Here is an 11,441-nt window from a genome sequence, read left to right as displayed (position 1 = left end):
GCAACTCGCCGCCGAGTTTCAGCGGCGCGCAGACCTTCAGCGCGAGTTTTTATCCGAGGCCGACTTCGTCGCCTACGCGATGGCCGAGCGTGGCGATCGGTCATAGAGGGTTCAATTCCGCAAGGCCGCCGAGCGTCGCGCCGCCGACGATATCTGGCCGCTCTACTAAGGCTCGCACGAAATGGCAGCTTTAAATATCTTTGATCAGTTCATCGAAGACCTCGCGCATGGCGTTCACAATTTCAGCGCGCACACGCTGAAAATCTATCTGACGGACGCCGCTCCAAGTGCCTCAGCCGACGCAGTGAAGGCCGATCTTGCAGAGATAGCCGCTGGAAATGGCTACACATCTGGCGGCAATGCGTGCGCGCTGGTTTCGAGCGGGCAGACAGCAGGAGCTTACGCGCTTGTTCTTGCCGATCCAGCGCAGTGGATCGCTAGTGGCGGTTCAATCGGACCGTTTAGATATGCGGTGCTCTATAACGACTCGGCGCCTGGCGACCCGCTCATCGGGTGGTGGGACGCGGGAGGAGAGATGACGATCAATGCTGGGTTCTATTTCAGCGTCGATCTCGACACAATCAACATTGATCTGTCCGCTCGGTTCGAAACTGTTCTGCGGCTTTCCGCGCAATTTAGCTGAGGATCGCCAATGACGGCAAAGACTGATCAGAACGTTTCAATATACGCAGGCGATATCGTTCGCTGCGCTTCCCTATCGAGGACGGAAACGGCGCCCCCGCTGCGCTCTCTGCGCCTGTAGGATACTGGAAAACAGCGACTGGGCTTTCTGAAGCTGAACGCGTGACGCCGACGCTTTCGAAATACTCGCCATCGGATGGCGTTCGCTTGGTCGAAGAAACGATTTCCGCTGTCGATTGGTGGGTCGCCTACGTCGATCTCGACGAAGATGATACGGCGGCCACACCCGGCGTCTACCAGCATCAACTGCGCATCATCGATGGCGCCGCTGAGCTTGTCGTCGCAGCCGGAAGGTTTGTCGTCAAGCCGCTCATCGGAGCTTAGCAAAATGCTGTCTCTCGGTCTTTCAATAACGTCTCCTGCTGTGCTGAGTACAGGCGTGTCCCACGATCCTGCCGCTAACGCTTTATTTGCGGCGCTGACCGGCTCCTATAGCGACGAGCTAAAGACAGCGTTCGAAGCCGCAATCGTTGCGATGAAGGATAACAATATCTGGGATAAGATTGATGTTCTATACCCATTCGCTGCGATCCCTGGGGTTGACGCGGCAAATGCGTCTGACAGTCTACTGAACTGGAAAAGCCCAGGAACATTCACGGCACTACAGGTAAATTCTCCGTCGCATGGCAATGGATATTGGGCCGGCGATGGGGTGTCATCGCGTTTAAGAACTCAGTGGACGCCATCAACGAATGCGGTCAACTACACAACGAATTTAGCCTCAGCGGCATGTTGGATCAAAAATGACGTTACATTAAATGCGCCGGATATCGGCAACGTTATTTTGCCGCGTCTAAATATTACTGGTCGTTATGGCGCAGGCGGAGCGCTTACACAGATCAACAATGGAACAAACGTCATCACCGCGACCGCTAACAGCATTGGTCTTTTAATGGCGCAGCGCATTTCTGCGTCAGAAGTTGTGAACTTCAAAAACGGCGTCGAACTCGGGCGGAACGCCGCAACGGCTGCGACCGGAGTCCCGACACAGGAACAATGGATATTGGGCGGGAACGCGTCACAGTTCAGCCCGCGACAAATCATGCTCGCATGGTGGGGCGACGCCCTCATTGGCAAAGAAGCGACGCTCTATTCAATCTTCCAAACTCTCTTCACAGCAGCGGGGACGATCTGATGACACAGGACTGGTTTATTCTCACCGGGGCAGAGCGCACAGCGGCGATGGCTTACAATCCTCCTGGCGGGCCTGAAATTGACCCTCGCGCCGTGGACAATGCAAGCCCCGGCGTCGCGATCAATCTCAACCCGGACGCGACCAACTACCCTGACGGCGGCGAGGTCGTTGCGCTTGTTGGCAAATACGTCGCGCCGCGCCGCATCGTCAACGACGTTACCTATCCGGCCGACATGAAAACCTATCTGCTCACGTTGCCTTTCGCGCCGCTCGACAGCGACACGATTTTCGCTCCGGCTGGGTAATCCGCCGCCGGGCGATGAACTAACGAAAGGGCTTACCAATGGCCGGCAAATCAGCCGTCACTCTGCGCCTTGGCGTCGAGGGCGACGAGAAAATACAAGCCGCACTGCGCAAGATCGGGCAGACTGGCGATGCGGCATTCGCCGGCCTCTCAAAAGAGGCGAAGGAAGCTGTGCGCTCGCCGACAGTCTCGCCGAACGGCTCGTGAAGCGGATGGCCGAAATCGAGGCGAGCGGAGCGGGTAGGGCTTGAGGCGGGTCAGCACCATGGTATCAACAATGCAAGAAATGCATCGCAAAAACGAAATCACGCGCGCGGCAGCTCGATTTGAAGATAGTTGCTGGCATGGCGCTGCTACTTCGACGGTGGATCGAAAGTTAGAAGCGGCCCAAAAGCCCACGCAGAGACCGGTGACGACGCTATCGGATATCGCAGAGTGTCTAACTGAACGGGCGATTGGAAAGGGCTTGGACGTAATCCACAATTCTGTTCTTTGTGGCGACCAGACCTGGATTTCTGGCCGGACCGTTCGCGATGCATTCTTGGCAATTTATGCAGAGCTGCGGGGAGAGTCTTTCGAAGCTTAGAAAAATCTAACCTGAGCGCGATAATATCTTGTTCGAGTGAGAGCACTGCGCTCAAATCAACCCACTTCATGGCCAGAAAATCAACGCCAAGAGCTTCATTTTTTGCGTCGCGTAGAAAACCAACTCGAGCTGTTTTATGATCAACGCCTCCGTGGGCATGCGCCAACAGATTGCGAACTTCTGCCAGGGTTTCCGCGCGCTTGATCAATTCTTGGAAGTTTACGCGCTGCGGTTCGCCAAGAAAGGCCCCAGCAAGACGATTGAGCAGTGTTAAACGAGCTTGCAGATTGATCATACTCATCCAGATTACGCGTGCGCGATACTGATCTACACCGAGTAGCGCAGCAAGGGTCAGCGAAAGTGCCGCCTCAAGTTCAGCCCATTCGCGAATGGCTCTTCCAACTGCGACAAAGAAGACATCAAGTTGCTTTTCATAATCGGTGTTTTCGGTGCTCATAGATCAACTGTATGCGCCCGCGCCTTGCCGAGCGCCTTTTGGATCAGCCTTCGGATGGCTTCCGATCGCGACGGCGCGTCCTTTTGCTTCGCCGCCCATGCGTCAATTCGCTCAGCAAGTTCTGGCGGCAATCGTAGCGACGCAACAGGCGTCTTTCCTGTCGGCGCCGGGCCGCGCTTTCTCTGTATTACAGGGATTGACCTCTTCATATAAACTGTGTAATACACAAGGGCGAGCCGAGCAAGAGGCTGCAACCTCTCGCCCGGCCCTAACCACAGCCGACCATAGGAGTCCGCAATGGCTGATTCAGAAAATACCACAACTGCGCCGCGCGTCCGTATTGCCGATCTGGTGGACAAGATGCGCGATGCTGGCGTCAATCGTGAAATTCTAACGTTTGTGTTCGACTGCATCGATCAGGAGCGATCCGAGACGATCGCGAAGGCCGCGCGGCTTTACTACAATTTTCCCGGCGAGGAAGGCCCAATCACGCCTGGAGATTTTTCTGACCGATTCCATGATCTGTCTCGGCGTCTGTGGGGCATTGAAGCGGCTGTATGCTACCTCGCGAGCGATTGCTTGGACAAAGGCGCCCAGACGGGCGTGCGCCAGCTCGTTGAAGACGCGGCTCGTGAACTGGACCGCTTAACTGAGGCGTTCGACGCCGAGAATTGGCTCGGGCGCAAGCGGGAGGCGCAGTCGTGACCGACCTTTCCAACATCAAGTCCCGACTTCACCGCCTGCCCCTGTCGACGCTGATCGCTATGACGTGGCGGCTCAAACTCGCGCGCCTCTTCCTTTGGCTTTGCGCGCGTGACCGACGCATACGGCGGCGCCATCATGCGAATGTCTCGGCGCATCGTCGAGAGCGCCGAGCGCTGCGCCCGTAAGTCGGACCGTTTGCGCCGCCTGCTCTAAGACCTACATTGTGCCGAGCGCCGTTTCTCCATTCGGCGCACATGAACGCCCCGACCGTGGATGTAACGGCGGGGCGTTTTTTTGTGGCTCCGGCGAAAATATCCCTTGCATGGTGAGAGAAAGTCGCTATATTTCGTCATGAAAGGAATTTCCTATGCTCCACAATACGCAAGAAGTCGCTGACGCTCTTGGAATGCGGCGCGGCCTGATTGACGTTTGGATATCGCGCGGACTGTTCGCGACCAAAGATCAATCAAAGGGCAAGGCCCGCAGATGGGATTTTGGGGACGTTCTGCGTCTCCATGTCGTGGAAAATATTTCATCGCTGGAGTTTCCTCTCGCGATCGCCTTCCAGCTGTCGTCTGCCGCACTCAGCGCGGCAAAGAAGACGGGCCTTTTTCTCGTGATACAGCGGCGCATTCCATCGGCAGAGGACCTTGAGCTGGTTCGCGGCGGGCTTCTGTCTGAAATCCCCTATGAATTCACTTCGGAAGCTGTCGCGCCGGAAAAGCTCGCCGACGTTCTTCGCAACAGGCATGTAGACGCCTCGGTCGTAATCGAATTGGATAGCCTCGTGCGCCGCGTGAAGGGCGCACTTGAGACTGTGAACAGCGCCGGAGCGGAGTGAACGTCGGATGACCGATCGCCCGCCGTCTTATCTTTCTTGCGGTTCTCTCGCTCGCGAGCTCGACGTTTCCGAAAGCACGGTCTGGGAAATGGCGGCTATCTCGTTGGCCTTCTCGGGCGTTCACTCATGAGGAGCACAAGGCGGCTCTAAGACGACGCTGGTCCGGTCGCGGTCAGTCCCTTTGATGAGCCTTAGTGCGCGCTCGCTGATCTTTTCGCCGCGCGCGGCGTCGCGTCTTATTGTGCGCTCATCTTTGCCGGTAGCCCTTGCAGTCTCGCTGATAAACGTCGCTGCCAAATTGTCCACCACGTCGCCACGCCCGAGAGAGCAAGACCACGCTCCGCGACGCCTGACGGCGCCCGCTCGCCCTTTGGTGCGAACAGCCGCCGGAATCGCTAGCGCGCGAAGCGCGAAGACCTTCAGTTTAAGGGCTTTGTGTGTCTACGTCGGCGCTGCTTCGAGGCAAAGCCCGACCCCGCAGCTATTGGCGTCACCGATGGCGACGCTTGCGCCATGGCTGTGAGTTCCGCATGTCGGGTGCCGACGCCAAGGGAGTCGATCGAACGATCGCGAGAATGCCGATCGATGCGGATAAACGATGCGCTAGCGCTCAGTAGATTAGCGCCCCGAAACAGCGAAGCGACGAACGTTGACGCCGTACTCTTCAAGCAGCCTATGCATAGCCGCCGAAAGATTAACGACCCGAAATGCTTTTTGGTCAGACCGGCAATCATTTCGCAGGCCAACATATTTGCTGTAGAGCGCGTTCGCTTCGCCATCGTCGACGCTCGAACGCACTTGATCGAGCAGCATCTTCACTTCTGCGCTGCCGTAGTGTTGAACGAGGGAGCAACCGACGCGCAGATCCTGCGCAAAGGTCGGGCGCGACAATAGCGCGAGGCCGATCACGCCAAACGCAGCAATGCCATTGCTCTTGGTAGAACTTTGTAGGCGATTGAACATGATCCCCCCTGCCAAAATGACTGTGGGATCGCTTGGCATGCGCTTAGTTTGCGCTCCCCGCATGCTGCCGAGCGGTCCGATCCGGGCCGATATCGTGGACGGTCGTCGTCAGATTTTGCGCCCATGGAACGCGGGCGAGAACGTCGCAATATAGCACAGAGCGTGACTGCGTCGAATCTTCGGCAAAAATAGTGGAATGGCCGCCATTACACCCACGATCGCGGCCTATCCAGAGACAAGGAGATGATCGATTCCGCAACCATCATTGTCCGGCCCGCCAAACGATTGGATGAACCGCTTCCATGATCGGATGCCAGTGGCGATTGTGTATTTGACGTCAACTACATAATCGCCAAGCCAGTCCTCTTCGATTCGCGCGACGCCGGCGCATGGATGACTGGTGTTGACCACGGCGCTGTTGCGTCCGCCGCCTGAGGATGCGCTGCAGGAGTGGATTGTCTCGCCTCGGGTGAACCGCTCGGGCGTCGACGACGCGGATCCGACGCTGCTCGAGCCTGTGCGAGTTGAAGGGCCAGAGTCGGCTTAGCGCGCATCCGTCTACCCGCCGCGCCAGAGCGCATAGGCGAAGGTGACCAGGAAGGACACATGAAGAGCGCCAGGCTCGGCCGGTCCTAGCGCTCGCGAAGCGGCAGCTTGCGCCACTCGCGTTCCTCGTCACGATCCCGGTTATCCTGCCCGCGCCAGCCCATGAGCGCAGGCTAAACGAGTTCCTGGAGCGCTGGAAGGGATGAAGCCCACGCCCTACGCATTGCCATTGCGCATCCGCCACGCTGCCGAGTCCTTCGTCGTCGAGGACGCGAACGGCGTCGCGCTCGCATATGTGTATTTCGAGGAAGATCCGAGCCGGCGCGGGCTCGTCAATCGCCTATCCGGCGCCGACGCCAAGGCAGTCGCGCAGACGATTGCAAGGGCGCTGACGGCGGACGCCGGCGATGCAGGGCGTTGAACGCAGCTCTCGCCGCCTATGGGGTTTGCGCTCCGGCCAATTTGCGCAATAGCTGATCCCAATAGTCAAACAGCGCCTGCGCGCAATCATCGAAGCTTACGAGCCTGCCGCTATCTTCGACTACCACTTGGAGTCCTCCGCCGTAGGGTCCCGTCCCATAACCGCCCTGCCCATACCCAAGGACGACAATATGGGTATTGGCCATATGATGGGCTCCAGTTGAAGGCCTGGGACGACCGTGTTCTCCTATCTTCACGTGCTTGGAGGCGTTTGCTACATCACGAATATATCCGAACCTCGGATCAGTTCCTTCGACAACTCCCCAAAAAGTCCCCGCGGTTGGAAAGATCGTGTTGAATTCGGCTTCGAGCCGGCTCTTGAATGACTTGTACATCCACTCGTGAAAGTGGAACAGCGACGAAGCGAGATTGACAGTGGATGCGAAGTTGCTGGGAGCTCCGAAAAATGCCTCCTTATTCGGCTTGAGCACGTATTCGAAATAACTCCCCGCGTCGCTTAATTGCTGGCTCGCAGTTCCAAGACCATTCGTCATTGTGTTGTTGCCTTGTTGGATTATCGGCGTCTGCACTCTCGCGCCATGGGCCACCAAATCAAAGCATATGCTCGGCCGTCGCTGGCACCTTACGGGTGGCCTCCTCCTCCCACTGGCGCTTCATGCGCGCCATGATGGAGAGCGTGGAGGGTGTGACCTCGGCATGGGAGGATCGTCTGAAAGGGATCGGTCAACGGCGGAGTGGCGGTCGGCCTTGCGCATGGGATACTCCGCAGCAAAAACGCCCCGCCGTTACATCCACGGTCGGGGCGTTCCTGGCGCCGGCAAAGAGGAGATCAAAGCCGGCGCGAGTTGCGGAAAGCCTAATCCCTCACAGCCTACGCCGCAAATCCTCGGGCAGTGGCCTTGCGCCGATCTTTCGCCGCCGCCCACGCCGTGGCCAGGCATTGCCCGAACGTCCAGCCGAGCCCGAGGCGCTTGCCATCTCGGAATCGCTTGTGAGCGTCCCTCATGATCGCGGCGCGGTCGTAAGTCACGGCCTCAGCCTTCTCCGCAACTCGTCCGACTTGCTGGCGACCGCCTCGGCGCTCTCGACGATGCGCCGAACAATCCGCATGAGCACGCCGTCGTATGTGTCGGTCACGCGCGCGAGCCATAGAAAGAGCCGCGCGAGCTTGAACCGCCACGTCATCGCAATGAGCGTCGACAGCGGCAGACGGTGAAGCCGCGCCTTGACGTTGCTCAGGTCAGTCATCGGCGCGCCTCCACACTGGCCACAGTCGACGCGGCGAACATGGCATATTCATTAACGCAGTTGAGGAAACCGAATTCTAACCCACCGACTCGGCCACGCTCCGCCATCTCGCGCACGATGCTATTTAGGAGAGTGGCGCTGCCGTTCGTGGGATATCGTCCAATGAATGCCAGATATTCGCGCCCAAGCGCGCGCCCGGTTTCGTAGTCACGGGAGTAGCTTCCCGATGGCTTCACGGTCCAATAGCTTATGCCCGTGCCCTTTGGTTTTCGCCGCTTCATAAAGGACAGCGCCTCTGCATGGTGGGGGACCTCGCCGCGCCGACGGTCGCGCACGTCCGCAAGCTTGGTAATGTTGCTCATGACCGCGCCTCCTGCTCCATCACCGCGACGGCGGTGCGGATCGAGTCGCCAATCATGTCGCCGACCCAATTGTCATTGACGACGTCGTCTTCGTCCAGAAAGTTGGCGATGAACCGAAGGAATTTGGCCGCGCCTGCAGGCGTCGTCGGCTTAGTTGAGTGCAAGTCGATCTCTGCATCGAAGTAGACGCTACAGGCGGCATCCTGGTCTGGCCCTTCCTCCGATTGATTGAAAGCGGCATAGGCGCGTTGGTATTTCTCAATAGCCGCAAAGATCGGATCAGCTTCCGTGGCGCCGCCGGCAATAGCGGGAAGCCCGGCGACGGGCGCAGCGGCGAGGCCGGCCATGACGGCGCGGCGGGAAAAAGGCGCAGTTCTGGTATCTTGAGAATCAGCCATGGCGGACTCCTGCGAAGTTGGCTGTGGTTAGGGTCGCCGGCGGGGAGCTAGACCGCTTGCGACCCGCTTTTTATGGCGCTATAAATTAAGCATGTCAATATCTGGCGCTAAAAAAGCAAAACGCGGTCGACCACAAGTCGACAGTGAGGCCGTGAATGTCCGCCTGGAAAGGGCCGCGCTCGAAGCCATCGACGGCTGGATTGCCGCGCAGCCGGAGCCGCGCCCGTCGCGCCCGGAAGCCATCCGGCGACTTTTAGAGAAAGCGCTCACGGAAAGGCCTCGCGATACGGGCGCGTTTATCCCAATCGAGGATGTGACCAGCGAAAACGACGAATAGGGCGAGCGTCGAGACGATCGTCGGGGGCAAGGGACGGACGTCAAGGTTGAAGAAGGACGGGCGACCAATGACCCCCACACAATCTCGCAGCGCTCGCGCCCTGCTAAAGATCACACAAGAAAAACTGGCCGAAATGGCGTGCTTGAGCGTGTCGACGATTGAAGATTTTGAGGGCGAACGTCGACAGCTTTCCGCTGGAGCAGTGGCGTCTATTCAAGTCGCCCTCGAAGCTGCCGGGGTCATTTTCGTTGGTGGACCTGACACTGAAATAGGATGCAGGCAAATGACGCGGATAGTTGAACACCGCAGCGCCCTGCCGAATGGCCCCGTGGTTGAGGTCCACGTCCGCCGAGACGCGACCGCTGATCCTGCTGTGTTCGCCTGCGTCAACGTCAATGTGTTTGGCCAGAACCCAGATCCTACCGCCTTCCCTGACCGCCTGACTCCTACCGACGCTTTCCTCCAAGCGCTCGCATATGCCGAACGCGCCGGTATCACAGTTGTGTGGGTTGATGATCCCGGCGGTCATTACCCCCCAGAAAAGCGCCCTGTCCGGGATGTGGGCGAACCTTAGTCAGCGCGCGCCGGCGTCGTATTGATCGCCGAGAATGGCGGGGGTCCGGGCGTGAGGCTGAAGGCGCGCTGCAAGTGAGCGCTCTCATAGCAGCGCCCCTCAGCGACGATGCTTCAATTCGCTAGCTTGCGCCAATATTCGCTGATAATCGCCGAATTGTGGGGGACGAGAAGGGGGACTATAGCCCGATACAAAAGTAATTTCACAGCAAATTCAATTAGTTAAGTCTGGCTTTGGTCGGAGTGAGAGGATTCGAACCTCCGACCCCCTCGTCCCGAACGAGGTGCGCTACCAGGCTGCGCTACACTCCGACAGAAATGGCCGAAGCCGCTTTCGAGGCGTTTTATATCGACAGCCGCATTGCGCCGCAACTGGTTTCAGGCGCCTTGGCCACGGCGCCGCTCAAGCGTGACAAAAGCGAAGTCCACTTCGTCCTTCGGGCCGCGCGGCGGCGCTTCGCGCGCGATCTCGCGCCAGTCTTTGGGGTCGAGCGCCGGGAAATGCGCGTCGCCGGCAATATCGAGCGCGACCTCCGTCAGTTCAATCACGTCGGTGAGATCGAGAAAGGCGCGATAGATTTCCTCGCCGCCTGCGATGATGATCTCGTCGACGCCAAGCAGCGCGGCCAGCCGGCGCGCCGTCGCCAAGGCCTCCGCCGGACTCGCCGCGACATGGACGCCCTCGGCCTTGAAATGGGGATCACGCGTCAGTACGACGCTTTCGCGCCCCGGCAGCGGCCGTCCGATCGATTCGAAGGTGCGCCGTCCCATGATCATCGGCTTGCCCCAGGTGCGCGCCTTGTAGCGCTTGAGGTCGCTCGAGAGCCGCCAGGGAAGGCCGTTGGCGACGCCGATCACGCCATTGCGTCCGCGCGCGACGACGGCGACGATTTTGGGCTCCATCGCCGTCTACACCGCGATCGGCGCGGCGATCGCCGGCCAGGGATCATAGTTCTCGACGTTCAAATCTTCATATTTGAAGTCGAACAGCGCGCGCACCGAAGGATTGAGCTTCAGGCGGGGCAGGGGCTTTGGCTCGCGCGAGAGCTGAAGCCGCGCTTGCTCCACGTGATTGAGATAGAGATGCACGTCGCCGAAGCTGTGGATGAAATCGCCCGGAACGCAGTCCGTGACCTGCGCGACCATATGCGTCAGCAGCGCATAGCTCGCGATATTGAACGGCACGCCGAGGAAAACATCGGCCGAACGCTGGTAGAGCTGGCAGGAGAGGCGCTTCACGCCGTCAATTTCCGCGACATGAAACTGGAACAGGCAATGGCAGGGCGGCAGCGCCATGTCGTCGACCTGCGCGGGATTCCACGCGGAAACGATCAGCCGGCGGGAGAAAGGATTGCGCCTGATCTCCTCGACGACGTTTGCGAGCTGGTCGATATCCCTGTCGCCGTCGGGCCAGCGCCGCCATTGCATGCCGTAGATCGGACCGAGGTCGCCGTCTTCATTCGCCCATTCGTCCCAGATGGTGACGCCATTGTCGCGCAGATATTTGACGTTGGTGTCGCCCTGCAGGAACCACAGCAATTCGTGAATCACCGATTTCAGATGCACGCGCTTGGTCGTGACCAGCGGAAAGCCTTGCGAAAGGTCGAAGCGCATCTGGTGGCCAAATAGCGACAGCGTCCCGACGCCGGTGCGATCGTCCTTGCGCACGCCCTCGCGCAGGATTTTGTTGAGAAGATCGAGATATTGACGCATGTCGCCGGTTTAGTCTTTCGGGTTTGGAATGTCTTGCTCGGCGTCGCGAAAGCTGGGGACGGCTTATTTCACCCCATCCCGCAAGGCTGCGCCATGCGACCCTCCCCTCCGAGGGGAGGGTGATGCGCCG

20 protein-coding genes and 1 tRNA gene are annotated in these 11,441 nt (G+C 58.9%); 11 read left to right on the top strand and 10 right to left on the bottom strand.

The features are described 5' to 3' along the window. The first annotated feature begins 181 nt into the window (after positions 1-181). From HUN39_RS14265 to HUN39_RS14245, 5 genes are all read left to right on the top strand, one after another. A complete protein-coding gene (locus HUN39_RS14265; RefSeq protein ID WP_175095157.1) occupies positions 182-643 on the top strand; it encodes a hypothetical protein in 462 nt (153 codons plus the stop codon). A gap of 206 nt (positions 644-849) precedes the next feature. Then, entirely contained in the window at positions 850-1,026 is a 177-nt protein-coding gene (locus HUN39_RS14260; protein ID WP_175095156.1) for a hypothetical protein, read from the top strand. A gap of 4 nt (positions 1,027-1,030) precedes the next feature. Continuing rightward, positions 1,031-1,837 (top strand): hypothetical protein, encoded by an 807-nt coding sequence (locus HUN39_RS14255; protein ID WP_175095155.1) that lies wholly within the window; start codon positions 1,031-1,033, stop codon positions 1,835-1,837. Continuing rightward, positions 1,837-2,142: a hypothetical protein gene (locus HUN39_RS14250; RefSeq protein WP_175095154.1), complete on the top strand. Its 306-nt coding sequence runs from the start codon at positions 1,837-1,839 to the stop codon at positions 2,140-2,142. The genes HUN39_RS14255 and HUN39_RS14250 overlap by 1 nt, the downstream gene beginning before the upstream one ends. Before the next feature lie 38 nt (positions 2,143-2,180). Continuing rightward, a complete protein-coding gene (locus HUN39_RS14245; RefSeq protein ID WP_175095153.1) occupies positions 2,181-2,348 on the top strand; it encodes a hypothetical protein in 168 nt (55 codons plus the stop codon). 146 nt (positions 2,349-2,494) lie between these two features. Here the strand turns inward: HUN39_RS14245 and HUN39_RS14240 are convergent, their stop codons facing one another. Next, the gene (locus HUN39_RS14240) at positions 2,495-3,184 is read right to left on the bottom strand and encodes a hypothetical protein (protein WP_175095152.1); all 690 of its coding nucleotides are present in this window, start codon (positions 3,182-3,184) and stop codon (positions 2,495-2,497) included. Next, positions 3,181-3,393: a CopG family ribbon-helix-helix protein gene (locus HUN39_RS19675; protein ID WP_175095151.1), complete on the bottom strand. Its 213-nt coding sequence runs from the start codon at positions 3,391-3,393 to the stop codon at positions 3,181-3,183. The genes HUN39_RS14240 and HUN39_RS19675 overlap by 4 nt, the downstream gene beginning before the upstream one ends. A gap of 88 nt (positions 3,394-3,481) precedes the next feature. Between HUN39_RS19675 and HUN39_RS14230 the strand changes: the two genes are divergently transcribed. After that, positions 3,482-3,889: a hypothetical protein gene (locus tag HUN39_RS14230; RefSeq protein WP_175095150.1), complete on the top strand. Its 408-nt coding sequence runs from the start codon at positions 3,482-3,484 to the stop codon at positions 3,887-3,889. Between the two features lie 367 nt (positions 3,890-4,256). After that, complete coding sequence (locus tag HUN39_RS14225) at positions 4,257-4,730, top strand: hypothetical protein (RefSeq protein ID WP_175095149.1); 474 nt, start codon at positions 4,257-4,259, stop codon at positions 4,728-4,730. 618 nt (positions 4,731-5,348) lie between these two features. On the opposite strand, the gene HUN39_RS14220 is transcribed toward HUN39_RS14225, so the two are convergent. Next, complete coding sequence (locus HUN39_RS14220) at positions 5,349-5,732, bottom strand: hypothetical protein (protein WP_232366101.1); 384 nt, start codon at positions 5,730-5,732, stop codon at positions 5,349-5,351. 361 nt (positions 5,733-6,093) lie between these two features. On the opposite strand from HUN39_RS14220, the gene HUN39_RS19300 reads away from it, so the two are divergent. Beyond that, complete coding sequence (locus HUN39_RS19300; RefSeq protein ID WP_232366100.1) at positions 6,094-6,240, top strand: SOS response-associated peptidase; 147 nt, start codon at positions 6,094-6,096, stop codon at positions 6,238-6,240. A 201-nt stretch (positions 6,241-6,441) separates the two neighbouring features. Beyond that, positions 6,442-6,660 (top strand): hypothetical protein, encoded by a 219-nt coding sequence (locus tag HUN39_RS14210; RefSeq protein WP_175095148.1) that lies wholly within the window; start codon positions 6,442-6,444, stop codon positions 6,658-6,660. 16 nt (positions 6,661-6,676) lie between these two features. Here the strand turns inward: HUN39_RS14210 and HUN39_RS14205 are convergent, their stop codons facing one another. The 4 genes from HUN39_RS14205 to HUN39_RS14190 form a co-directional block, all read right to left on the bottom strand. Continuing rightward, positions 6,677-7,213, bottom strand: a complete 537-nt coding sequence (locus HUN39_RS14205; protein ID WP_175095147.1) for a hypothetical protein — start codon at positions 7,211-7,213, stop codon at positions 6,677-6,679. A 493-nt stretch (positions 7,214-7,706) separates the two neighbouring features. Beyond that, entirely contained in the window at positions 7,707-7,928 is a 222-nt protein-coding gene (locus tag HUN39_RS14200) for a hypothetical protein (protein ID WP_175095146.1), read from the bottom strand. Further along, a complete protein-coding gene (locus HUN39_RS14195) occupies positions 7,925-8,290 on the bottom strand; it encodes a hypothetical protein (RefSeq protein WP_175095145.1) in 366 nt (121 codons plus the stop codon). Before HUN39_RS14195 ends, HUN39_RS14200 begins: the two co-directional genes overlap by 4 nt. Continuing rightward, positions 8,287-8,688: a hypothetical protein gene (locus HUN39_RS14190; RefSeq protein WP_175095144.1), complete on the bottom strand. Its 402-nt coding sequence runs from the start codon at positions 8,686-8,688 to the stop codon at positions 8,287-8,289. The genes HUN39_RS14195 and HUN39_RS14190 overlap by 4 nt, the downstream gene beginning before the upstream one ends. A 91-nt stretch (positions 8,689-8,779) precedes the next feature. Here HUN39_RS14190 and HUN39_RS14185 point away from each other — a divergent pair, with 91 nt between their 5' ends. After that, positions 8,780-9,025 carry a hypothetical protein gene (locus HUN39_RS14185; protein WP_175095143.1) on the top strand — a complete coding sequence of 82 codons (246 nt, stop codon included), beginning with the start codon at positions 8,780-8,782 and terminating at the stop codon, positions 9,023-9,025. A gap of 67 nt (positions 9,026-9,092) precedes the next feature. Continuing rightward, the gene (locus HUN39_RS14180; RefSeq protein WP_175095142.1) at positions 9,093-9,599 is read left to right on the top strand and encodes a helix-turn-helix domain-containing protein; all 507 of its coding nucleotides are present in this window, start codon (positions 9,093-9,095) and stop codon (positions 9,597-9,599) included. Positions 9,600-9,833: 234 nt separating this feature from the next. On the opposite strand, the gene HUN39_RS14175 is transcribed toward HUN39_RS14180, so the two are convergent. The 3 genes from HUN39_RS14175 to HUN39_RS14165 all read right to left on the bottom strand — a co-directional run bounded on the left by HUN39_RS14175 (position 9,834) and on the right by HUN39_RS14165 (position 11,311). After that, positions 9,834-9,910, bottom strand: a tRNA-Pro gene (locus HUN39_RS14175). Between the two features lie 66 nt (positions 9,911-9,976). After that, positions 9,977-10,501, bottom strand: a complete 525-nt coding sequence (locus tag HUN39_RS14170) for a dihydrofolate reductase (RefSeq protein ID WP_175095141.1) — start codon at positions 10,499-10,501, stop codon at positions 9,977-9,979. Between the two features lie 6 nt (positions 10,502-10,507). Continuing rightward, positions 10,508-11,311, bottom strand: a complete 804-nt coding sequence (locus tag HUN39_RS14165) for a thymidylate synthase (RefSeq protein WP_175095140.1) — start codon at positions 11,309-11,311, stop codon at positions 10,508-10,510. Between the last annotated feature and the right edge of the window lie 130 nt (positions 11,312-11,441).

It is taken from the genome of Methylocystis silviterrae, assembly GCF_013350005.1.
GTDB classification, from domain to species: Bacteria; Pseudomonadota; Alphaproteobacteria; order Rhizobiales; family Beijerinckiaceae; genus Methylocystis; species Methylocystis silviterrae.
This window is presented reverse-complemented; position numbering and strand designations above follow the sequence as displayed.

Excerpts from the sequence above, each read along its gene's own strand:
- HUN39_RS14265 (WP_175095157.1), top strand. The coding sequence starts at position 182 with ATGGCAGCTTTAAATATCTTTGATCAGTTCATCGAAGACCTCGCGCAT.
- HUN39_RS14255 (WP_175095155.1), top strand. The coding sequence starts at position 1,031 with ATGCTGTCTCTCGGTCTTTCAATAACGTCTCCTGCTGTGCTGAGTACA.
- HUN39_RS14250 (WP_175095154.1), top strand. The coding sequence starts at position 1,837 with ATGACACAGGACTGGTTTATTCTCACCGGGGCAGAGCGCACAGCGGCG.
- HUN39_RS14245 (WP_175095153.1), top strand. The coding sequence starts at position 2,181 with ATGGCCGGCAAATCAGCCGTCACTCTGCGCCTTGGCGTCGAGGGCGAC.
- HUN39_RS14240 (WP_175095152.1), bottom strand. The coding sequence starts at position 3,184 with ATGAGCACCGAAAACACCGATTATGAAAAGCAACTTGATGTCTTCTTT.
- HUN39_RS19675 (WP_175095151.1), bottom strand. The coding sequence starts at position 3,393 with ATGAAGAGGTCAATCCCTGTAATACAGAGAAAGCGCGGCCCGGCGCCG.
- HUN39_RS14230 (WP_175095150.1), top strand. The coding sequence starts at position 3,482 with ATGGCTGATTCAGAAAATACCACAACTGCGCCGCGCGTCCGTATTGCC.
- HUN39_RS14225 (WP_175095149.1), top strand. The coding sequence starts at position 4,257 with ATGCTCCACAATACGCAAGAAGTCGCTGACGCTCTTGGAATGCGGCGC.
- HUN39_RS14220 (WP_232366101.1), bottom strand. The coding sequence starts at position 5,732 with ATGCCAAGCGATCCCACAGTCATTTTGGCAGGGGGGATCATGTTCAAT.
- HUN39_RS14210 (WP_175095148.1), top strand. The coding sequence starts at position 6,442 with ATGAAGCCCACGCCCTACGCATTGCCATTGCGCATCCGCCACGCTGCC.
- HUN39_RS14205 (WP_175095147.1), bottom strand. The coding sequence starts at position 7,213 with ATGACGAATGGTCTTGGAACTGCGAGCCAGCAATTAAGCGACGCGGGG.
- HUN39_RS14200 (WP_175095146.1), bottom strand. The coding sequence starts at position 7,928 with ATGACTGACCTGAGCAACGTCAAGGCGCGGCTTCACCGTCTGCCGCTG.
- HUN39_RS14195 (WP_175095145.1), bottom strand. The coding sequence starts at position 8,290 with ATGAGCAACATTACCAAGCTTGCGGACGTGCGCGACCGTCGGCGCGGC.
- HUN39_RS14190 (WP_175095144.1), bottom strand. The coding sequence starts at position 8,688 with ATGGCTGATTCTCAAGATACCAGAACTGCGCCTTTTTCCCGCCGCGCC.
- HUN39_RS14185 (WP_175095143.1), top strand. The coding sequence starts at position 8,780 with ATGTCAATATCTGGCGCTAAAAAAGCAAAACGCGGTCGACCACAAGTC.
- HUN39_RS14180 (WP_175095142.1), top strand. The coding sequence starts at position 9,093 with ATGACCCCCACACAATCTCGCAGCGCTCGCGCCCTGCTAAAGATCACA.
- HUN39_RS14170 (WP_175095141.1), bottom strand. The coding sequence starts at position 10,501 with ATGGAGCCCAAAATCGTCGCCGTCGTCGCGCGCGGACGCAATGGCGTG.
- HUN39_RS14165 (WP_175095140.1), bottom strand. The coding sequence starts at position 11,311 with ATGCGTCAATATCTCGATCTTCTCAACAAAATCCTGCGCGAGGGCGTG.